This is a genomic window from Achromobacter sp. 10T422, assembly GCF_056394065.1.
Window position 1 is genome coordinate 375,333 of record NZ_JBFTHD010000008.1, and the last position, 20,514, is coordinate 395,846.

Below are 20,514 nucleotides of genomic sequence, written 5' to 3' on the forward strand. Positions count from 1 at the left end.
CATTTGGCGCACATTTCCGCGCAGCCATCGCAGATAATGGGGTATTGTCCTCTTAGCTGGTGGCCTCCGTGATCAACGCGCTGACGTCATCCGCAGACTGAGAGCAGTAATTTGCATTACTGCTGGGCAAACCGGACCAGGGGTTTCTCCCGGTGTCTGGCCCAGTGCGCAGTGGCATTCTCCACTTGTATAGGAATTTTTTCTGACCCAGGAGAATCACTTGGATGGAACGGTGGTCATCAACGGAGTTCGCGCGACATATAGGATGGTTCGCGCGGCGGACGGAATTGGAGTCATAGCGCACGTGCAGTATGCCGTTAACGGGCCGTGGGTAATTGTGGGTGGACCCGCTGTTGTTTTCCCTGATGACGCCTCCGCTCGCCATGCGATTCAAAGTCAGGTTGCTGCAGATTGGTCGAGGAGACGCGGCACTGGCCCCATAATATAAGCAGGCAAGGCGACCAAAAATGCCGAGGCGTTGCCCCCGTGGAATGTCCGGCCGAGCGTCAAGTTATCTGATACGTTGACGCCAACAACCCATACAATCAGGGGCCGCTTAGCGGCCAGGCGTAAGTCGAGCATGTCGGAGGATCGCAGAATGTGTTTCCAATGACATAGCAAATCCCCCCCATCCATGCAAGCAGATAGATTCGACCCGCTAAAGACATCTGCCACCCCGATTTACATGCAAATATAGATCTGGACAGCGCCTAGGCCGCGTCTCCGATTAGGACCGAAGCGCAGCGTCCATGTTTATTTCCGCAATATATCGTCAGCTCTCTTGCGTGGAGGCTTGGATGAAATTGCAGCACTTCGAGTCGTTTGATTCGTACGCGGCCGCTCTCTTCCACGCCGACGCACGGGTATTCCTGCTCGGCTCCCGAGACGGGGGCTGGCGAACCGGACATCTGGATGTGGATGGCATCGACGTGCAACGCGGCGTCACCCAGGTACCCAACCTGTGCGAAGCCTCGGGCTGGGCGACACACCTGACCTTGCTATTGCCGGAACCCGCGCCCGCCCGGGCATGGCTGAATGGCGTCCCTTTTGATCAGGATTCGATGGGTGTGCTGGCGCCTGGAAAAGGGTTCGTCTTCCGCGCCGCTGGTCCCAATGACTGGATCACTATCGCGCTGCCGCTCGCGTCCGATTTATTGATAGACGACACCTTCGCGGCGCAGACGCTGCGGCGCTGGGCTAACGCGGCTGACATGGTGAAGACGGACCCCGTGCACGTTGCCGCACTGCGCGAAGCCGCGCTCCTCTCGATGGCCCCAGCCTGCCCGCCCGCGCTGGGGCGCCGTCTGATCGAGCAGCGCTTGCGTAATCTGATCGCCGACCGTGTGCCGCACGACAAGAACATGGGTCGGCCCAGCGTGCGCTTGCCCAAGGTGTGCGCGGTGGCGCTAGCGATCTTTCGCGACGCGCAGCGGGCCGTGCATGTTGATGAATTGTGCAGGCGCATGAAGATCAGCGAACGCAGCTTGCGTGACGTTTTCCAGGTCTGTTTCGGCATGAGCCCAGCCCATTACCTAGCCTTGAGAAAACTCCACGACGTCTATCTGGACCTGGCATACAGCACCCATGAGCAGACCGTTGCCGATTGCTTTCTTCAGCATGGCTACCCGTATTCCACGTACGCGGCCGCGCGCTATCACGCGCTGTTTCTTGAAACGCCTTCAGAAACGCAGCGCCGTCTTCGTCCGCATATCAATCCAAGCTGACGATTTTTCGTCGGAATCGAATAGGCGGATGCGACGCAAGCCGGAGGGCTCAGCTGTGATCGGCGAGCTGCCAAGGCTGATCATATCCGCGATCACGTCGCTAAGGTCCAGAAGCCATCCGCGACAGCAGATTACATGTGTACGGCTTCGTCGCTACCCGCGCAGGCCGCCGTCGGCTAGCTGCCGTCTCGCCCTCCCTCCATTCACTAAAGCCCCGGCTCATGCCCCGCGTGCGGGGTTTCGGCAGGCGCCGAGCCTGATCCTCGTCAACCCTATCCCAGGCCCAAAGCCTTCGCCATGGTCGCCACAACCATCCGTTTCATCGAAGAACTCATTGACGCCTTCAACTTGGGCAGCAGCATCAACAAATGACTGAAGTTGCTCGCTAGTCTCCAGGGCCACCTCCAGTTGGAGATCGCGGCGATAACCCGGCCATCCGAGCCGCCGAAAGCGGGTTTCGGCCAGTGTTGCCGGTCAGCGCTTACCGAAGCCAATAAGCGCGTTTCAGCCGCGCCCATAAGAGAGCAAGGCACAGCGGTAGATCTCGGTGGTCCGCTGTCGGTCAGAAGCGGCCATTGAAGAAGTCATGGCGAGCCACTGCTTGCGCTTCGAAAAATTCCACTTTGAGCCCGGTACACCACTTCGATCCTAGACCGTCCCACGCGGTCTGGGGTCCATGTGAGGGCTCGTCGATCCAGCCAACCGTACCTGTATCAATTCCAGCAGCGCCCGGACGCGCGCCGTCACGGAATGGCGATGGCTGTATGCCCCCAGCAATTGCAAGGGGGCAGGAAGAAGGTCGAGTGGTACTTCCTGCAATCGACCCGTAGCAAGGTCTTCCTGGCAGGGATAAGCCGCCACAATCGCGAAGCCGATGCCTTGCCGTGCGCCAGCCACGGCCAGTTCTCCGCTGTTGACGCGGTAGCGGCTGCGGACCGGTACCTTGACGATTTCGCCCGCAACGTCCTGAAACTGCCAGGGTTGGCCCTTCAGCGCACTGAGGGTGGTGATGCAGGGCAGAGACTTCAGCTCGCGCACATGGCGTGGAATGCCGGTCTTGGCCAGCAAGGAGGGGGCGGCAACCACGATGCTGGGCAGGGTGGCGAGTTCGCGGGTGATGAAAGCGCTGTCCTCCTGATGGCCCCGGTGGAAGACGATGGAAAGGTCAACGTCCTCTCGAAGCACTTCCAGTCCGGTCATCCGGGTATCGCATTCGAGCTCGATCCCCGGATGGAGGCTACAGAATTCGGCCAGGATGGGGGCAAGCAGCCTTGGTGCCTCGCCCGGCATGCACATCTTCAGAGGACCACGCAGTTCGCGCTGTACCGCGCCAAGCTCTTCCTGCGTGGAGAGCAGAGTGTCGAGCAAGGGCTTGGCGCGTTCGTAGAGCAGCCGCCCGGCTTCAGTCATGCGCAGATGGCGGGTGCTTCGTTCCAGCAGGCGTGTGCCAAGTTTGCGTTCCAGTGCGGCAACGTGGCGACTGACGTTGGACGAAGGCATGGCCAATAAACGTGATGCGCCAGCAAAGCTCTGCTCATCAACAACTGCCGCATAGACACGGACAGTATTCAGATCGAGTGCACCGCGCATTGATTATCCCGTTTGAGGTATGAAAACGTCCAATTTTTGCACGCTAGTAATCTGGAATGGCGAAATTTAACATGCCCTTTTGCCTGATGTGACGCGGTGGACCGTGCACCGGGCACCGTATGAACAGGAGAGATTCAGCGTGGAAATTGGAATACTTGGCGGCGGCATTGCGGGCCTAAGCGCGGCACTGGCATTGCGCAAGCAGGGTTACAACCCTCGAGTCTATGAGCGCCGTGCGGTGCCAACAACCATGGGGGCCGGCGTAACGCTCTGGCCCAATGCCAGCTTTGTGCTGGAAGAACTTGGACTGCTGCAAGACATCGAGGCCATTGGCGGTCGGCCGCTGACAATACGTCGCCAGGATGCTGCGGGAAATGCATTGGGAGGCCTCGATATTGGATTGCTGGACCGGACGATGGGATACCCAACCTACACGGTGCTACGCAGGCACTTGCAGGAGGTGTTGCTGGACCATGCGGCACGGGCGGAGATTCCGGTGGAGTTCGGGCGCCGGGCGATGGCCATTGAGCTGGATGCTCAAGGCAGAGCCGTGGCGCATTTCGAAAATGGCGCGAGTATCCGCCCGGATCTGCTCATTGGCGCCGACGGCCGTATGGATTCGGTGGCGCGCAAGTTTGTCGCGGGTGACAACACACCTACCTATCAGGGCTTCGTGAACTGGATCGGCGTGGCGCAGGGGCAGCAGGCGCTGGTGGACGATATTTCGATTCAGGATTTCTGGGGGGCTGGCGAGCGCTTTGGTTGCGTGGCGATTCGACCCGAACTGGTGTATTGGGCCGCGGCGCAGGCTCGACCCCTATCTGAAGCTATACCGACCGCAGATAGACGTAAGGAGGTCGAGGACCTGTTCGCGGGATGGCCTGAACCGGTCGCGCATATCATCCGGGCCACGCCCGCGAATGCCATCCGGCTGATTGCGGTGCATGACTTGGAGCCGCTGCATACATGGAGCCGAGCGAACGTACTGCTGGTTGGTGATGCCGCTCATGCGCCGTTGCCGACTTCGGGGCAAGGTGCGTGCCAGGCGCTGGAAGATGCGTGGCATTTGGCCCGGTGCCTGGATGGCGCCAGTGGTGGCTTGGACGACGTCTTCGAGGCGTTTTCGAGAATCCGTGCCCCCAAGACAGCAAGGCTGGCGGAACAGGGCAGGGTCTTCGCACGCGGATTGTTCGCCACCGATCCTGAAATCTGTCGCATCCGCAACGAGCGGGCCAAGGCCTCCGATCCTGTGCTTGATGTGCAGGTCTTGGCCGCCGGATGGGGACGGAGCCTGCCACTGCCTGGTTGCACCGAGGGCACATCAGTTCAGGAGGCTGGCTTCGGTAATCTGTACCGTATGGAATGACGTGCGCGAGGTGTACTGCATCGGGTTTTACGCAAACGMCTCTTTCCACGCATCCAGTCAGCTCACATGCGGGCGCCGGCCAATAAGCTCTGCATAGTAGACGAACGGCTGCAACGGGTCGGAAGAGGTCTGCTGGCTCGAGGTACTTTCCGCCCAGGTTACGGCCAACTTCAGTAAACCATGCTAAGAATCTGCCCCGGGTACTACGTAGGGCGCGCGTCCATACGCCGTCCAATCGTCACACTCCTCGCGGCGTCTCAGCCTCTCGAATTCCGATTTCCCCGGTTCCGATAATGCCGCGATTTCGACATCTGGGCGGCCGGAGCCGGAGGCCGCCCGTTGGCGGGCGGCAGTGACGAGGTTCAGCGATCGCAGTTGTGAAAAGGTTGCCGCCTTCTTGACCCAGGGAATCTGGCGCATCCGTACCTGCCGAAGCTCAACAAGGACGTCACGGTTCGAAAAGATCATATGCAGTAATTCCCAATCCCAACAATTGACCAAATGTGGACTTCTGTCCACGCCTCCATCCTGGCATTGCGCCGCGAGCAACTGTTTCTCGCTTGGAAAAAGGACGTTCATCTCGTCCGGTAGAAAAGCGGTGCTTGAAGATAGACGAGCCAGGGTAAAGACCTTAGCGTTTAGGTACTCCTGCACTCGCCGAGTCGGGCGCGTGCAACACGTGCGTCAAAGTTTCAAGCGAATACGGTTTTTGCATCACCGGAAACGGGACGACCTCTTGGCCAGTGATTGCGTCACTGTACCCGCTGGCGAGTACCACCCGTATGTCAGGCCATTGCGCTCGAATACGGCGACCCAATTCAACGCCATTCATACCAGGCAGGACGACGTCGAGGATCGCGATGTCACAGCCCCCCCTTCCCTCCGTCAGATGCGCCAGCGCAGCCTCCGCGTCGAGAAGCCAGGTCGCATCTTGGCCCATGTCCTTTAACATCGAGACCACCACCTCGCCCACCATGCGATTGTCTTCGACCAGCAGGACGCGATTTCGGACCTGCGGGTCATCAGACTGCCGAACGCTCGCATTGTTGGGTTTGGTTGCGGGTTCCGCAGCTGGGAGATAGAGGGTAAAGGTCGTTCCCTGCCCCAGCCGGCTGTGGACTTCAACATCGCCGCCGGACTGCTGGACGAACCCCTGCACCTGGCTCAAGCCCAGGCCCGAATTTTCGTGCTGGCCTTTAGTTGAGAAGAAGGGTTCAAAAATATGCTTGGCCACCTCATCTTCCATCCCGATGCCAGTGTCCTTAACCGCTACAGCAACGTGCGGCGCATCCAAATCCAGACTTGCGCCTAGCGTAGGCGGCCGCTCTATTCCTTGCACCGAAATAGTGAGGCGACCGCCGGCGGGCATCGCGTCCCGGGCGTTGATCACTAGATTCAACAGCGCCGAGTCAAGCTGCGCCGGATCTGCATAGATAGTCGTATTTCCTGGGCCCACCTCATAGGCTAGGGCAATGGACGATCCAACAGAGGCCTCGAACAGTTGACGAAGCGATGACAGGCTGTCGCGCACGTCAAACACATGCGGTTTTAGAGGCTGTTTTTTTGCGTATGCCAAGAGCTGGCGGGTGAGTTGTGCCGCCTTCTCCGTAGTGTCGGAAATGATCCCGACATAACGCATCAGAGAGGCGGGCATCTCGCCCGATCTTTTCAAAAATTCGGCGGAGAACCGGATAGCCGTCAAGAAATTATTGAAGTCGTGGGCAACGCCTCCGGTCAGGCGTCCAATTGCCTCCATGCGATGTGCGTGGTGCATCGAATCACGCGCTGCTTGCAGTTCTTCCCGATGCTTTTTCTGCTCAGTGACGTCGCGCGTGATCTTCGCGAAGCCTACATGTTGACCTTTGTCATCATGGACGGGGTCAATGACTACGCTACACCAGAAGCGAGTGCCATCCTTTCGCACGCGCCAGCCTTCTGCCTCGAAGCGCCCATCTTTTCTCGCCGTTTCCAGCGCGCGCGGGGGTACTCCAGAGGCGCGGTCTTCCTCAGTGTAAAAGACAGAGAAATGCTGACCGATAATTTCCTCTTCTTTATAGCCCTTGAAACGCTCGGCGCCTGGGTTCCAACTGCTAACCCGACCCTTCGTGTCCAGGAGATATATGGCGTAATCCATCACGGCATCTACAAGGAGTCGATACCGGTCTTGTTCGGGAAACTCTGAAGGTGATTGCTTCATGCTCGTTCTAGATGGCCGTAAATTGGTTCGCATCCCCGCAGGCAGTACTGTCTAAGCGCCCTGGTTTCGTGATCGTACGCTCGGAACTCCACATCGAAAATGGTGACAACCCCAGCCATGTTAGTTTGCCGCGAAGTTGGCACAAGACCGCTTTCCGCGAGCACATGAACGTTTGGTTCTTGGACCTTTCAGAAACGTGTTCATCACCCGGTCCTGGGGACTATCTAATGGGGGGGGTCGGGCGCATTTCTGACATCTGACTATTGGCCTCGTGGCGCATGTTCACGTAACTCCGCACATGCTATGAATGAAGTGCCACGGGAAGGCGCGGACCGCCGGCAAATTGGACGGATCCCGATACGGCCGCGCGATCTACAGGAAGGGCGAATTATGGCCTCCGGCTCACGGTTGTCCGATGTCATCGTAAAGCTGCCTGACCGATCGACTTGCAGGGTGGAAAGGCGCCTGGTAATTAAACGTAGCCCCGAAGCATCTCAGGTGCACCAGTACGTTTGCACGCTTCCGACCGGCGAGACAGTCATCTGGCTCGGGGAGGGCAAATACCGCCTGCCAAATGGGAGCATTGCCGTGGCTGTAGCACACAAGCGTCCTTGAGTCGCCCTTTGGCTGTAGTCGGTATCGGCGGCCGGACAAGGGGAGCCATCCGCGGAACATCAAGGAAACGTTCCACAGGCATGTCCGGGGATAGCGCCCGACGTAAAGGTGCGTCGGCCTCGACATCTTTGACCCACTGTCGCTGGAGTTTTGAGGAGGGCAACAGTCGACGCTTTCACCGGCGCTATTGGACGGGAGGGGGTTCTGCAACGATGCGTCACAAACTCATCATCTACCCGTGCACCACACTATTGCACCACCCCGTTTGGTCCGGCAATAATCACCTCCGTGGATCTTCTTTTGGAGGTGCTGCCGTGTATGACGACATCCAAAAGCAGGGAGCTGAGGCCGCCCGAAAAGGGCTGAGTATCCTCAATTGCCCTTATCTACGAGCGGACGCAATGCCCGCTCACACTGGAGAGCCGATAGCCCAATGGCGCGGACGGGTGGAAGCCTGGGAGGCGGGATGGAAAAAGGTGCGTGCCGCCCCTCAGATCAGTGCGCCGTGGTCGCCTTCCACGGTGCACGCAAAGCGCGCTTCCACTTCGCAGCCTATTCGCTGACTTCGAAGACTCCGGCCAACGCATCAGCCTTTTTGTGGCGCGGGCGCTTCCGTGGACCAGCGAGGCTTAAACCTGATAGCGGTTTAGCGGCTAAACACTTGACCTGTGCGGGTGTCTTTTGACTTCTTCATTGACGCCCGCTCTCCCCGATCCCTGAACCCCGGCCATATCGAGGACATTGCAATGCGCATCCTTGTAGTCGATGACGACAGTTCTACGGCAGAACTGATTGCGGAATGCCTGACGCTTGAAAGCGGGGCTACCGTCGAGATCGCCCGTAGTGGCAGTGAGGCATTGCGCGCCTGCCGTGCATTCCGTCCTGAGACCGTTCTTCTTGACGTCGAGTTGCCCGACATTTCTGGATTGGAGCTCGCGGGCCAAATATCGGCGCTCTGCCCCGATGCGCGAATCGTCGTTCTCAGTGGGCTTGTCTCCGAACATGGTACGAAAAACCCGCCGCCCGGGGTGGAAGCTTATCTCGTCAAACCTATCGATTTTGACGTCTTACAAGAACATGTTCTTCGCTGACCGAGGCATCGCGCCCATCCCGCTTGCGATGGCCCCAGCAACGAATGCGCCCGCACGTGCTTACCCTATGGGATAGCGCGTGGACTATCTTGGGGCATGAAAGTTGCTCCCCTCCCCCTGCTCGCACTAACGCGATCGCGATTCCGAGGGGATACCCATGAAAGCACTTTGCTGGCACGGTAAACATGACGTGCGCTACGACACTGTTCCCGATCCCATTCTGGAGCATCCACGCGATGCGATCATCAAGGTGAGCGCGTGCGCGATTTGCGGCTCCGATCTTCACCTGTTTGACGGCTTCATGCCGGAAATGAAATCCGGCGACGTTCTGGGCCATGAATTCATGGGCGAAGTCGTGGAGGTCGGACCCGAGGCCAAAAACCTGAAAGTGGGCGATCGCGTGGTGATCCCCTTCACCATCACCTGCGGCCAATGCGAACAGTGCGTAAAGGGCAACTTCTCCGCTTGCGAGCGAACCAACAGAAACGCCGACAAAGCGGCCAAGATGTTCGGCCATACGACGGCAGGACTCTTCGGCTATAGCCACTTGACCGGCGGGTATGCGGGCGGTCAAGCGGAGTACGTCCGCGTGCCGTTTGCCGACTCAACCCATGTTGTGGTGCCCCCTGACCTCTCTGACGAGCAAGTCCTTTTTCTAGGGGACATATTTCCGACCGGTTGGCAGGCCGCGCTTCAGTGCGACATCGAACCCACGGACACCGTCGCCATTTGGGGAGCCGGTCCGGTAGGCCAGATGGCTATCCGAAGCGCCGTCCTGTTGGGCGCCAGGCAGGTGATCTGCATCGACAGCGTGCCCGAGCGCCTGAAGATGGCCGTCGACGGTGGTGCAGTCGCCATCAACTTTGAAAAGGAAAGTGTGGTCGAGCGCCTCAAGGAATTGACGCAGGGAAAGGGGCCGGAAAAGTGCATCGACGCGGTCGGGATGGAATCCCATTCCAGCAGCACGATGGAACAAGCCTACGACCGCGTCAAACAGGCGGTCGGGGCTGAAACGGACAGACCACACGTGTTGCGAGAGATGATCTACGTGTGCCGGCCGGCCGGCGTGCTGTCCATTCCGGGCGTCTACGGAGGGATGATCGACAAAATTCCCTTCGGTGCTTCCATGAACAAGGGCTTGACCTGGCGCATGGGCCAAACACACGTTCGGCGCTGGACGGACGAACTGCTTCAACTGATCATCGACAAGAAAATTGATCCTTCGTTCGTCATCACGCACCGCGCCAACCTTCAGGCGGGGCCGGAAATGTACAAGACCTTTCGGGACAAGAAGGATGCATGCATCAAGGTTGTCTTGACGCCATAGGCGCGCATGCTGGACGACATGCGCATCATCCGGCGGGCGTCCTCGCCCGCCGCTGCGGGCTCCTTCGCGTTAGGGGCCTACTGGCGGCAGGCGTTTGTGCTGGGTGGAGGTGTATTGGCGGCGAATGATGGCCTCCGCCTGCTCGGACACCGGCCGGCCCTCCAGGAACGCATCAATGTCGTCGTATGTCACACCAAAGGCGTCCTCGTCTGGACGTAATGGCGCAAGCGATTCGAGGTCGGCGGTGGGTACCTTGATGATCAATTCGGCGGGCGCGCCAAGAAGAAGAGCCAAGGCGCGCACCCGCCGCTTCGTCAATCCGGCAAGCGGAACAACATCGGCGGCGCCGTCGCCATGCTTGGTGAAGAAGCCCATCACCGCCTCCGCAGCCTGATCCGTTCCAATTACCAGACAATCCAAAGCCCCTGCTATCGCGTATTGGGCCACCATACGCTGACGGGCCTTGATGTTGCCGACCACAAAATCTTCCGCCGCATCATCTTTGAAGGCCAGACCTGCAGACAACAGCGCGTCACGTTGCGCATCCACGGCGGGCTTTATATCCACGCGCATCCGGTGATCCGGTGCCACAAATTCGAGCGCCCGGGCCGCGTCATGCTCATCCTGTTGTTCGCCATGCGGCAAGCGCACGCCCAAAAAGTTCGCGTTCCGCCCAGCGGCGCGAATTCGCTCCACCGCCAGCTGAGCCATCCTGCCGGCCACCAACGAATCCACGCCGCCGCTGATGCCCAGCACATACCCGGATTTATTTGCCGTCAGCAAGTAGGCGTGCAGAAAGTCTATCCTCGCCTCAAGTTCAGCAGCAGCATCGAACGCCTGGGGAACGCCCAGTGTGCGAGCTATCGCTGCGTATTCATTTCCGCTGCTGCCCTTTCGATTCATAGTCGAGTTCCTAAAGAATTAAACGCCCTATCCGCGATGAGCGAACTCGTGTTCCAAGAAATGCTCCACGATCCCCAGCAATGCGAACTCCGCGCTGGCCTCACGTATGCCGTTGCGATCGCCTGAGAACTGTCGAGTTGCGGTGTAGACCATCGGACTGGCATCCGCCCGGCCTCGCTTGAAGACCCAGGCGTAACACTGCGTTCCGCTCGGGATTCGGTCATCCACCGCGTTGGTCACGCCGGTATTAGCCACTGCCACGTTGGCCTGGCTCTTGCGCGCCGCACCAAGCGCCATGTCGAGGGCCACGGCCTCGCTCGTCAGATTATGGGCGGACAGGGTCGACTGCGGCACGCCCAGGCAACGGCGCTTGGCCTCAACCGAATAGACAACAAACGCGCAATCCAAAAGCTGGCCGGCCCCGGGGACATCCGCTAACTTTGCCGCAATCAGCCCCGCCGTGCACGACTCCGCTGTGACCAACGTAAGGTTGTGTTCAAGCATGAACTTGGCGACTCGTTCAATGGCTTTCATTTGCGTGCTCCCGATAGTTGCAATGCTGGGAGCAAGTCATATACCCGAGACGCCTGACGATGTTGAACCGGGATCTCAGCACCTACACGCTAATTGGTCACAAGCGGGCGGCCAGGCACAGAAGATGCTGCGGCGGGGTCGCAATGTTCGGTTCCGTGTGCAAATCGGGAGCAGTAATGAAGTTGATGAAGTACAAAAAAGGAAGCGTGTTAAGCCCCGAGCTTGGCGCGCTGTTTAAATATGCCGCGAACTGTCGGTCGATGGTGGGGCAAGACAATGTGCGTATGCCTTTGCAAACCGTTGTCGCCGTGCTGCTAGCCTGCGCATGGATGAACTGGTTAAACCTGCCAGAACTCGCGTGGGGCGCTTTCTCTGCGCTGTTCGTGGTGCGCGCCAGCGTCGAGGGAACGGTAGGTGAAGCCGCCGCCCGCGTCTTGGGCGCACTGCTTGGCGTGGCGCTTGGAGTGTCCCTTGTATTGGCAGGGCTAGCTACGGATCTAGCTTCGGAGTGGAGTATCGTCCTCGGCGTGAGCTTCGCTGCGTTTCTTTCGACTCGCTGGCCGAATCTCAGCTACAGCCTGGTTACTGTGACTATGCTGACCGTGGCGCCCGGCACTGACGTATTAGATGGCGCAACAGATAAAACCCTTGCGATTTTTGTCGGCTCCGCCTCAGGCATCCTCGCCGCCATCGCGGTGCTGCCTCTGTCTGCACGTCGCAGCATGCGGGAGAATTTAGCCGCCTCGATCCAAATTTACGGCGACCTGCTCCTCGAGTGGGCTGCCGCCCTGCAGGATGGGCGGGAACGCCCTCGGGAAAACAGCAACCCCGCGATGAAGCGAGCTCGCTGGCGCGCCAGCGACATGGCATGTCAGTCGCGCTCGCTTCCGCTAGACCTGCGCCGCGACGCAGCAGCCCACCGCCTTCACGACCGCATAGATGAATTGTGGCGGACGATTCCGCTCATGGAACGCGTGGGACGCGTCGAAGTGACGGAGAACGTTTGCCGTCAACTTGGACCCACCTTGAGCGGCGTGGCAACTGACGCAAAAAAACAGATCGACGAACTCGCAGGAGTCCTTCGCGAGGAACGCACGACACCGCCGCTATGCCGTACCGGTATTTCGCTCTACCAGCTTAGAGAGGTCATAAGCGAAACCACGGGTGCCGGCGCGTTCAATTCGTCAGAGCAAAAAGCGGTCGAGCTGATTTGTTGGGCGTGGCAACAAGTTGCGGACGAGCTCAACGAGATGTGCAATTGCCTCGTAGCCCAGCGCATTACGGTTTCGCCCATAGCGCCTCGATGAGGCTTCGAGACTCAGATCCTTTTCATATGGCGAGGGATGTAACGAACGATCTGCCAGTGGTGGCGACTAGTGTCGTCGGCCCATCCCGACAAGGATGGTCGGAAACTGAAACTCTGAGGACTAGCTTTCGAACTCTTGCCTCCAGCCTGCCTCCCACGCCCCACCCCGTGAGTGCCACGCTTCTACTGATCCTGCCGTCACACCGGGCATATGTTCAGCGCGCATGTAAGCAGTCGTGGAAACTCCCACCATTTCGGGCTGCCTGTGCGCCCTGTTTGCAGATGTCCTCGTGCATTGTCTGCCTCCGTCGATTCAAAACGTGGCTATGACGGCGCTCGCAACCGGGAGCGACACTATTGCACCGCGCCGTTTTCAGTTCAACATGCTTGACCGGAGCCTTAAAACGAGGGCGATGGCGCGGGCCGAATTTTGCAAACAAACGCTAGTTTGTTCCCCTCAGGATCGCGGCAGTAAGCAGCGAAAAAATCTCCCGCGTAATGGGGTCGTAGCGCTGGCGGCCCTTCGTCGGCTCCGTCAAGATCAATAGCCACAGCCCAACACTCGCGCACGATATCTTCGTTCGCAGCTTCGAAGCTCACTTGGGTGCCGTTGCCCCACGTCGCGGGCAGCCCATTGAAGGGTGGCGCCACCACGAAGGAGGGCCATCGCTGGCCGGGGCTTCCCCAAATCACTCCAGCCGGGCCTGCGTTTTCAATGGAGTTCCGCCGTGACAAGCCGAGCGGTGCGAGCACCGCATCGTAGAACGCCACCATATTCGCCCAATCCCGGGCACCAATTTGTATATGCGTAAACACTGTAATTCTCTAGGGACGGAGGGTAAGAATCCTACCGGCGTTTAGCGCTCCCATCGTGCCGGAAATGAAATCCGGTGCGTCCAGTAAATGGCACTTGCGGCCAACCTCACGATTGCCGTGGCGTCGCCCTACATTCAGGATCGGCGACGGAGGCCACCCATATATCGCCAAGGGCAGGGAGCACCAGCGCTTTCGTGTTTGAATCCTTCCAGCTCAGGATCGGTTATCGACCGGAGGAGCATTTGGGGTGGCCCTGCCCGGGTCCCACACGTCTTCGGGATCCATGCCTGGCGGAAACTGGCGGCCCGCGCCGGTGCGGTTGGGATCGGCCGGGTGGTCCGACAAGGTGCGTTCGCCTTTTGGCACGGGTCTGTGCGCAGCTTCAGCGGGCGCGTCCTGATGCGAATGGGGTTTGATGCTCATGATGGGTGTCCTTATTCGAAAAGGCCAAGGTGACATCATGCCAATCCGTGATATTTCCTGCCGATTTCCATAGTGGCTTGGTAAAAGCCTTCTTTGCTGCCGCAGTCGTAGCGCGTGCCGTCGTACTCGTAGCCAAATACCGGTCGCGCCGCCATCAGGCTGGCGATGGCGTCAGTCAACTGAATCTCGCCGCCCACACCAGGCTGGGTGTTACGCAATGCCTGGAAAATGGACGGGTCCAACACATAGCGCCCTACCACCGCCATATCAGACGGGGCGTCGGCCGGATCAGGTTTTTCCACGATGCCGGACAGCCGCAAAACGTGCGCTGCCGCCTTCTGGCCTGACACGATGCCGTACTGCCGCGTGGCCGCCGCGGGCACGCGCTGGATCGCCAGCACACTACCCTGGAACTCTTTCGCCACCTTCATCATTTCGCCAATCACGGGCGAGTCCGCATCGATCAAGTCATCGGCCAGCAGCACCACAAACGGTTCGTCGCCAACGATCGATTCCGCGCACAGGACTGCATGCCCCAGGCCCAATGCGGCCGGCTGTCGCGTGTACACGCATTTGACGTGGTCCGGGATTACGCTGCGCACAGTATCTAGCAACGCCACCTTGTTCTTGGACTCCAACTCCAATTCCAACTCGGGGACCCGATCGAAGTGGTCTTCTATCGCCCGCTTATTCCGGCCGGTCACGAAGACCAACTCAGTAATCCCCGCCGCCACGGCCTCTTCCACGGCGTACTGAATCAGGGGCTTGTCTACGACGGGTAGCATTTCTTTGGGCATGGCTTTCGTGGCTGGCAGGAACCGCGTGCCCAGACCTGCAACGGGGAACACCGCTTTACGTATAGGGAACATAAGTGCCTCTGTCTCGTGATCAATCGCCCGTAATCGATGGGGCGCCCCTGGCGATTAGCAAATCACGTGCCCAACATACGAGCCGTCAAAAATAGTGACCTCGCCTCAGCTTTGTCAGCGCTGTCCGGGACGGTCGCGCATCGAGGGCCGCTCTCGGCCATAAACAGCCGGTTATGGACACCGCTCAAACGACTGGTTTGGGACAGATTGCGGCCATCGCGAATGACCCTGAGATATAAATCGCATTCTTTAAAGCAAGCGATCGAACATACAATGTAAATTTTCCCGATGGGAGGCAGGAAATAATGCCAAGTACGCTTGTAACGATCAACGGTGCAGATATCTTGGTCGAGATTGATGAGCCAGGCACCACGGTAGCGCGGCAAGGTGGGTACAACAGTTACGGGATAGAAGGCCTCGAGCCCACTGGCGTCGCTCAGCAGATTGTTGACGCCGGAAGTGACATCCGCACCATCATCAACGCGGTGACCGGTTCGATTCAGCAAGCATTCGATGAGTCCAAGCCGGAAGAGTGGTCAGTCGAACTATTGATTGGCTTCAAAGGCGAAGCGGGCGTTCCATTCGTGACCAAGGGAGAGGCAAACGCGTCGCTGAAGCTTACGGCCAAGTGGAAGAAGGCCTGACGGTATGAATGCGCCGGTAGTCGTTTCGATTTGGTCGACCTGGGAGGGGGAAAACTCGTTCCTTGCGTCGGGGTGTTTGTTGGATTCACACCATGTCCTGACAGCAAGGCATATCCTCCCTCAGAGCGCGGTTTACGTCAAAGTCGAAGGTGATTGCCGACGTATTCGAGCCCGGTCTATATGCGTGCACGGACGATACGACGCCGCACTTTTGGAGCTGGAAGAATCTTCCTATCAATCAGTCCCTGCACCCGCGCTGCTCCGCGAACCGCAAGGTCTTATCGGAGAGCTGGTCGCAATACACGTAATAAGTCCGACACATAAAAAGTTTCACAAGGTTCCTAATTATGCAATCGGGAGCTATGACGAAAAAAATGGGCACTATGAGCTGTCACCCGAAAATGCGGAGGGTCACAGCGGCGGAGTCGTCGTATGGCGCAATATGATTGTGGGCCTGCTGGTCGCGCGTGCTAAAAACCAGCCGCTTTGCAGGGCGATTTCGCTCGATCGGCTGTTTGCTTGGATTAGCTCGGCCCTACCTGACATTGAGTTCCCTCCGGAACCATCCATATGGCGAGGGGGGGCCTCGCACCTGTTGTCTCGTGTTACCGCGTTTCGTGAGAGCTACCTCGTCGAAGGAAATCATGCTGAGCCGTTCGGGGGGCGCGACGACGAGATGTCGGACCTCGATTCCTGGCTGGGCGGCAACGAAATGCCAAGCCGGATGTTGGTATCAGGCCCGACCGGTCGGGGGAAAAGTGCGCTGCTCGTTCGGTGGACTGAACGGGTTGCGCGGTCTGCCACCTGGAAAGTTGTATTCGTGCCGATAAGCATCCGGTTTGAAACGCACCGGGCGGAAGTCTATTATGAACTCCTGGCTTCCCAACTCGCGTCCATTGCTGGGCAAAACTTGGTGCCCCCAGCGTTTGACCCCGAGGGTTTCTTCCTTGGAACATCAACCTCGCTGATCCGGGAGCTTGCCGAAAAGGGTCAAAGGGTTGTGATTGTAATTGACGGCGTCGATGAAGCTCTCGACCTGCAGTTCAACGGTACGATTTTCCCTCGCTCACTTCCGCCTAACGTCAAGGTCTTATGCAGCGCGCGTGAGCAGGCAAATGATGATGGCGCAAACGGGTGGTTACGACGGCTTGAGTGGGAGCGAACCGGATTCGCAGCCAGTCACCGGCTCGCTCTTTTTGGAGAAAACGAGGTCCGAGATATTCTCGAAAGCGTGAAGCTGCCTCTGACCGATGCCGACGGACTCGTCGCACGAATTACCGAGCTGTCAGAGGGGGAACCGCTTCTGGTCAAGCTTTACGCCGAAGATCTTGTCGACGCAGTTAAGCGTGGGCACCCGGTCACAGCAGATCAGCTTGCCGGTTTGGCCAAAGGTTTCGAACCATACTTCGCGCGTGCAATTGAAAACCAGCGAAAAGCTTGGGAAGAGACCGGTTCGAAAGTCAATCAAGATACCATTGATGTGACGCTGGTCATTCTGGCGACTGCCTTCGGCCCATTGGCGAGGAAATCGCTCATTCGGCTGGTCTGTGACTTGGGCGAAATACCAGAGCCTCTTTCGGTAGACCGGCTCATAGCACCAATATCGCGCTTCGTCTCTGGGAATGGGCAGGAAGGCAGCGGCTATGTGCTGAATCACCCGAAGCTCGGTCAATTCCTCAGAGAGGAGAAGTTTGAAGATGCTGCGCTTCGACGCGCGCACTCCTCCTTTCTGCGATGGGGGCGCGACGAAGTTGCCCGGCTCAATGAGGATTCTCGGTTTTCAATCGCACCGTACCTGCTGCAGTATTTTGCGCGGCACGTCGAACAAAACAACGACAGTCCTAACGACCTATGGCACTGCCTTTCGGACGGCTGGAGGATCGCGTGGGAGCGATACGAGGGCGGACATCACGGGTACGCGAGTAGCCTACTCTCCATTTTGAGCACGTTAGACGGCATGGAGGAGCATTGGTCTTTCTCGCAGTCCTTGCATTTCCGGATTAAGCTAGCGCTGTGCGTTTCCAGCGTCAAATCTATTGGCGCAAACGTTCCGGCGGAGTTGTTACGACTCGCGCTCGAGACTCAACAGCTGACCTCGCGCCAGGCAATGCTTTACGTTCAGCTCCAGTCCCTCGAGAACCGGCCTAGCTTCTACGCAGAGATATTCGCACATCTTGAAGAGAACGAAATCGATCGGGCCCTGAGCTCAATCCGCGGCGTTGAAGACGGTGGCAACCGCGCACATTTGCTCGCGCGCGTAGCATGTTATCTGAAAGATGAGCGTCGTGGTCGAATCTTAGACGAAGTGCGGAGCCTAGCTGTGCCATTCGAATCGGCCCAGACTTTTCCGATCTGCGTTGAGCTTGCAACTTATGTCTCGCCAGAGGAGCTTCAGGCTCTAGTGTCGCATTCGGAAGCGTTATCGCCACAGCGCGAACATGTACCGCAATGTGTTCTCTCCCTTGGAAAACTATCGGCGATTTGTTTACAGCGGGGAGATGCCAACGCTCACGGTCGGGTTCTGCGATGCTGCCTCGCAATGCTGGATAGTATTGTCGCCCCGTTGTCTCGCGCGGACGTGCTGTGTCAACTATCGGACCTAATTCCCCGTGCCGAGGTGGAGTCCCGCATCGTAGAACTGCGGGCAGCGGTCGAGGACACTGCTCGCGATCCCGATAAGCATGTTCGACCCGGAAGACATCAGTCCAAGACGATCCTTGAGATGGAGCTGGCTCAAGTCCTCAAAGTCTGCATCGGCTTTGAGTTGCTACGGACGCAGTTGGACCCTGCTGCACAAATTGCGACTGGGTTGGAGGCCCTCAACAATCTGGCACAGCGCGTTGACGGCTTCCATCTTTCGGATGTTTTCGCCTATGTCCTGCCGCTGTTTGCCAATGCGAACAGACCGAAAGTTGCAATGATGGGCTTCGAATTTGGAAGACAACTTCCGACAGGCAATAACCGTGCGCACGCGCTGCTATCGCTGGCAAAGACATCTCCTACTCATCTTCGTCCGGAATTCGTTAAGGAAGCGCTGATTAGCGCTCGGCTAATCGAAGATGACTTTTCGCGTTTACGTTCCCTCATCGACCTCGCATCGCAGCTGCCGGAACCCGAGAGGGGTATCCAAGTGCACGTCTTGCGACGGGAGATGGACCAAATCCGCTACGTTTTACATCGAGGAGAGATAGCTCTACGACTGGCGTGCCTCACCCAAAATGGGGCAGAACTGCAAACTTATGGAGTTGCCCTGATTAAATTGACCGCTAGTCGCGATTTTTCGGTAGGCCCGTTGTTGAACGCGTTGAACGAACTGCCGGATAGCCTTCGCCGGGCGACGTTCCGAGAACTCATGGACGAGGGATTTAGGCCGGAGGATTACACGACATGGTTTCACATAGCGCTAGCGGCCGACGTTGCCCCGGATTTATGGACACAATCGGATTTATGGAAAGCCTTGGCCGGACTTCGGTGGTGCACGGACCCGTTTCTCAGGGCGTTCAGTCTGTGCTCTCTTGCGGCAGTTGCTTCGCGATTGGGTCACCCACCGGTCTTCGATGACGCGGTAGCGGCTGTTAACGAGATTCCGAATCCGGGGCAACGCTTGACACAAATGGCCAAGCTCGTAGCGGTGCTGTCAGAGAACGATGGGCGCCGTTACGTCGTGGACGATGAGTGGGTTCGATCGGTAAATGCCGGTGTCCAGTTTCAATATAGTGAGGTGCTGGTTGCTTATCCTCACTTGAGCGTCGCGAATCAGCAGGATGCCTGGAAGCAGTTGCTGCAGAATGTTGATGCGGGCAATGACTCTGACGGCAATCTTCGCATCAGACTTGCCGGAATCTGTACGGATGGTCGAGAGCGCGTGAGGTTACTTCAAGATGCAATAGTCGTTGTGTCGGAGTCCAGAGGGGAATCGAGATGCGGAGTGGCGGCCAACCTGGTGCACGCATGCGAGGCTGAGGCCGACCAGCGTCGCGCCTTATTTCTTGCTGTTGGGGACCCGTCGGTAAGTAGGTCCTCGATATTGATGGTGATCGAGCGGACGGCTCCGGTAATAGCGCGACTTGGCTCTGTTGATTTGGTTCGGCGACTCATGTCGGATATCCGCGAGACTGCTTCGTGGTGGCCGTGACGCCGGGACAAGACGACTCTGCATGAGGCGGTGTGCCGCTGGTATTGTTGTCGCAGCTCCTCAGACGCATGCCGAATCTGATGTGCTCGCCGCGCGATCGCATTGGAGGCGGCCAACAGAGAGCGGCACTTAAGCGCCGTATCGAGTTGACCGTTTATGATCTATGACGTAATCCGAGAAGTGCAGGCAGCGTGAGCATGGGGCACGAGTGTGCCGGTTTGAAAGCGAGGCAATTGTTTCCAATTCTCGAAGTGGAAATCCGCGAGCGTCTCGTGTTGGTCGGCTAGCGTACGGTCGTAGTCTTCGCCCGAGTGGCTCCTACGGGTCGAAAGCGGTCTGCTGGCTCGAGGTACTTTCCGCCTAGGTTACGGCCAAATTCAGTGAACCAAATCTCAAGTCGAATGAAATTCGACAGTAGTGCCAATGGATCTTTCGGATTCAAATGACCTGACGTTTTACGTGACACAACCGGGTGACTACGGCGGGTTCAATGACGAAGACGTGATTCTGGAAGGTGACACCCTGTTCCCTCCAGTTGGCTGGGGCCACGTCACCATGTAACCGCGAACACGCTTCATTGCGCTGCAATGGGTACATGATTGGCTTGCCACGCGAAGCCCTGCCCAGATCAAGGATTAAGAAATGTGGGTTCCTGGATATGATTTCGCGCTTGTGTCGCGGATATGTCACGGTCATGTGGCGGATATGTGGCGGATATGTCGCGGGTATGTCGCGGTTATGTCGCGGTTATGTGGCGGTTATGTGGCGGTGATGTCACGGTTACGTCGCGGTTGTGTCGCCGGACTCCTGCCATTCGCGTCCGAAACCTATCTTGTATACGAGGACACGGCCTCACCAGCTCGAAGGCACGCGGCCTTCGTCGCCCTCAGCGTTTTCGTTGTCAGACAAAAGAAAACGACTGCTTGAGCGAAAAACCCAAAAAAATCAAAGAGATGAACCCACCCGGAGGGTGC

Annotated in this window: 14 protein-coding genes; 8 read left to right on the forward strand and 6 right to left on the reverse strand. The window is 58.1% G+C overall.

Going from position 1 to position 20,514, the window contains the following annotated elements; genetic code table 11:
- Positions 1-797: 797 nt before the first annotated feature.
- Complete coding sequence (locus AC1DB0_RS23235) at positions 798-1,724, forward strand: helix-turn-helix domain-containing protein (RefSeq protein ID WP_476757874.1); 927 nt, start codon at positions 798-800, stop codon at positions 1,722-1,724.
- Between the two features lie 648 nt (positions 1,725-2,372).
- On the opposite strand, the gene AC1DB0_RS23240 is transcribed toward AC1DB0_RS23235, so the two are convergent.
- A complete protein-coding gene (locus AC1DB0_RS23240) occupies positions 2,373-3,314 on the reverse strand; it encodes a LysR family transcriptional regulator (protein WP_476757875.1) in 942 nt (313 codons plus the stop codon).
- 139 nt (positions 3,315-3,453) lie between these two features.
- Between AC1DB0_RS23240 and AC1DB0_RS23245 the strand changes: the two genes are divergently transcribed.
- Positions 3,454-4,680 (forward strand): FAD-dependent monooxygenase, encoded by a 1,227-nt coding sequence (locus tag AC1DB0_RS23245; protein WP_476757876.1) that lies wholly within the window; start codon positions 3,454-3,456, stop codon positions 4,678-4,680.
- 631 nt (positions 4,681-5,311) lie between these two features.
- Here AC1DB0_RS23245 and AC1DB0_RS23250 read toward each other — a convergent pair.
- Positions 5,312-6,877 carry a PAS domain S-box protein gene (locus AC1DB0_RS23250; protein ID WP_476757877.1) on the reverse strand — a complete coding sequence of 522 codons (1,566 nt, stop codon included), beginning with the start codon at positions 6,875-6,877 and terminating at the stop codon, positions 5,312-5,314.
- 827 nt (positions 6,878-7,704) lie between these two features.
- Between AC1DB0_RS23250 and AC1DB0_RS23255 the strand changes: the two genes are divergently transcribed.
- The 3 genes from AC1DB0_RS23255 (at position 7,705) to AC1DB0_RS23265 (ending at position 9,910) form a co-directional block, all read left to right on the forward strand.
- Positions 7,705-8,055 carry a CrpP-related protein gene (locus AC1DB0_RS23255; RefSeq protein ID WP_476757878.1) on the forward strand — a complete coding sequence of 117 codons (351 nt, stop codon included), beginning with the start codon at positions 7,705-7,707 and terminating at the stop codon, positions 8,053-8,055.
- 183 nt (positions 8,056-8,238) lie between these two features.
- Entirely contained in the window at positions 8,239-8,583 is a 345-nt protein-coding gene (locus AC1DB0_RS23260; RefSeq protein ID WP_054427222.1) for a response regulator transcription factor, read from the forward strand.
- A 157-nt stretch (positions 8,584-8,740) separates the two neighbouring features.
- On the forward strand, positions 8,741-9,910 hold the full coding sequence (locus AC1DB0_RS23265) for a zinc-dependent alcohol dehydrogenase (protein ID WP_476757879.1): 1,170 nt from the start codon (positions 8,741-8,743) through the stop codon (positions 9,908-9,910).
- A 69-nt stretch (positions 9,911-9,979) separates the two neighbouring features.
- Here the strand turns inward: AC1DB0_RS23265 and nadE are convergent, their stop codons facing one another.
- Together nadE and AC1DB0_RS23275 are read right to left on the reverse strand one after the other, a co-directional pair.
- On the reverse strand, positions 9,980-10,813 hold the full coding sequence (gene nadE, locus AC1DB0_RS23270; RefSeq protein WP_476757880.1) for an ammonia-dependent NAD(+) synthetase: 834 nt from the start codon (positions 10,811-10,813) through the stop codon (positions 9,980-9,982).
- Positions 10,814-10,840: 27 nt separating this feature from the next.
- A complete protein-coding gene (locus AC1DB0_RS23275; RefSeq protein WP_476757881.1) occupies positions 10,841-11,347 on the reverse strand; it encodes a CinA family protein in 507 nt (168 codons plus the stop codon).
- A gap of 176 nt (positions 11,348-11,523) precedes the next feature.
- Between AC1DB0_RS23275 and AC1DB0_RS23280 the strand changes: the two genes are divergently transcribed.
- Complete coding sequence (locus AC1DB0_RS23280) at positions 11,524-12,654, forward strand: FUSC family protein (protein ID WP_476757882.1); 1,131 nt, start codon at positions 11,524-11,526, stop codon at positions 12,652-12,654.
- 1,028 nt (positions 12,655-13,682) lie between these two features.
- On the opposite strand, the gene AC1DB0_RS23285 is transcribed toward AC1DB0_RS23280, so the two are convergent.
- Both AC1DB0_RS23285 and galU read right to left on the reverse strand, forming a co-directional pair.
- Entirely contained in the window at positions 13,683-13,892 is a 210-nt protein-coding gene (locus tag AC1DB0_RS23285) for a hypothetical protein (RefSeq protein WP_476757883.1), read from the reverse strand.
- 35 nt (positions 13,893-13,927) lie between these two features.
- Positions 13,928-14,761, reverse strand: a complete 834-nt coding sequence (gene galU, locus AC1DB0_RS23290) for a UTP--glucose-1-phosphate uridylyltransferase GalU (RefSeq protein WP_476757884.1) — start codon at positions 14,759-14,761, stop codon at positions 13,928-13,930.
- A gap of 305 nt (positions 14,762-15,066) precedes the next feature.
- Here galU and AC1DB0_RS23295 point away from each other — a divergent pair, with 305 nt between their 5' ends.
- The gene (locus AC1DB0_RS23295; RefSeq protein WP_476757885.1) at positions 15,067-15,405 is read left to right on the forward strand and encodes a CU044_2847 family protein; all 339 of its coding nucleotides are present in this window, start codon (positions 15,067-15,069) and stop codon (positions 15,403-15,405) included.
- Between the two features lie 211 nt (positions 15,406-15,616).
- Positions 15,617-19,540 carry an AAA family ATPase gene (locus tag AC1DB0_RS23300; protein WP_476757886.1) on the forward strand — a complete coding sequence of 1,308 codons (3,924 nt, stop codon included), beginning with the start codon at positions 15,617-15,619 and terminating at the stop codon, positions 19,538-19,540.
- Positions 19,541-20,514 lie beyond the last annotated feature (974 nt).

Bases quoted from the DNA above. Each gene is read 5' to 3' on its own strand.
- AC1DB0_RS23235 (WP_476757874.1), top strand. From the start codon at position 798: ATGAAATTGCAGCACTTCGAGTCGTTTGATTCGTACGCGGCCGCTCTC.
- AC1DB0_RS23240 (WP_476757875.1), bottom strand. From the start codon at position 3,314: ATGCGCGGTGCACTCGATCTGAATACTGTCCGTGTCTATGCGGCAGTT.
- AC1DB0_RS23250 (WP_476757877.1), bottom strand. From the start codon at position 6,877: ATGAAGCAATCACCTTCAGAGTTTCCCGAACAAGACCGGTATCGACTC.
- AC1DB0_RS23255 (WP_476757878.1), top strand. From the start codon at position 7,705: ATGCGTCACAAACTCATCATCTACCCGTGCACCACACTATTGCACCAC.
- AC1DB0_RS23260 (WP_054427222.1), top strand. From the start codon at position 8,239: ATGCGCATCCTTGTAGTCGATGACGACAGTTCTACGGCAGAACTGATT.
- AC1DB0_RS23265 (WP_476757879.1), top strand. From the start codon at position 8,741: ATGAAAGCACTTTGCTGGCACGGTAAACATGACGTGCGCTACGACACT.
- nadE (WP_476757880.1), bottom strand. From the start codon at position 10,813: ATGAATCGAAAGGGCAGCAGCGGAAATGAATACGCAGCGATAGCTCGC.
- AC1DB0_RS23275 (WP_476757881.1), bottom strand. From the start codon at position 11,347: ATGAAAGCCATTGAACGAGTCGCCAAGTTCATGCTTGAACACAACCTT.
- AC1DB0_RS23280 (WP_476757882.1), top strand. From the start codon at position 11,524: ATGAAGTTGATGAAGTACAAAAAAGGAAGCGTGTTAAGCCCCGAGCTT.
- AC1DB0_RS23285 (WP_476757883.1), bottom strand. From the start codon at position 13,892: ATGAGCATCAAACCCCATTCGCATCAGGACGCGCCCGCTGAAGCTGCG.
- galU (WP_476757884.1), bottom strand. From the start codon at position 14,761: ATGTTCCCTATACGTAAAGCGGTGTTCCCCGTTGCAGGTCTGGGCACG.
- AC1DB0_RS23295 (WP_476757885.1), top strand. From the start codon at position 15,067: ATGCCAAGTACGCTTGTAACGATCAACGGTGCAGATATCTTGGTCGAG.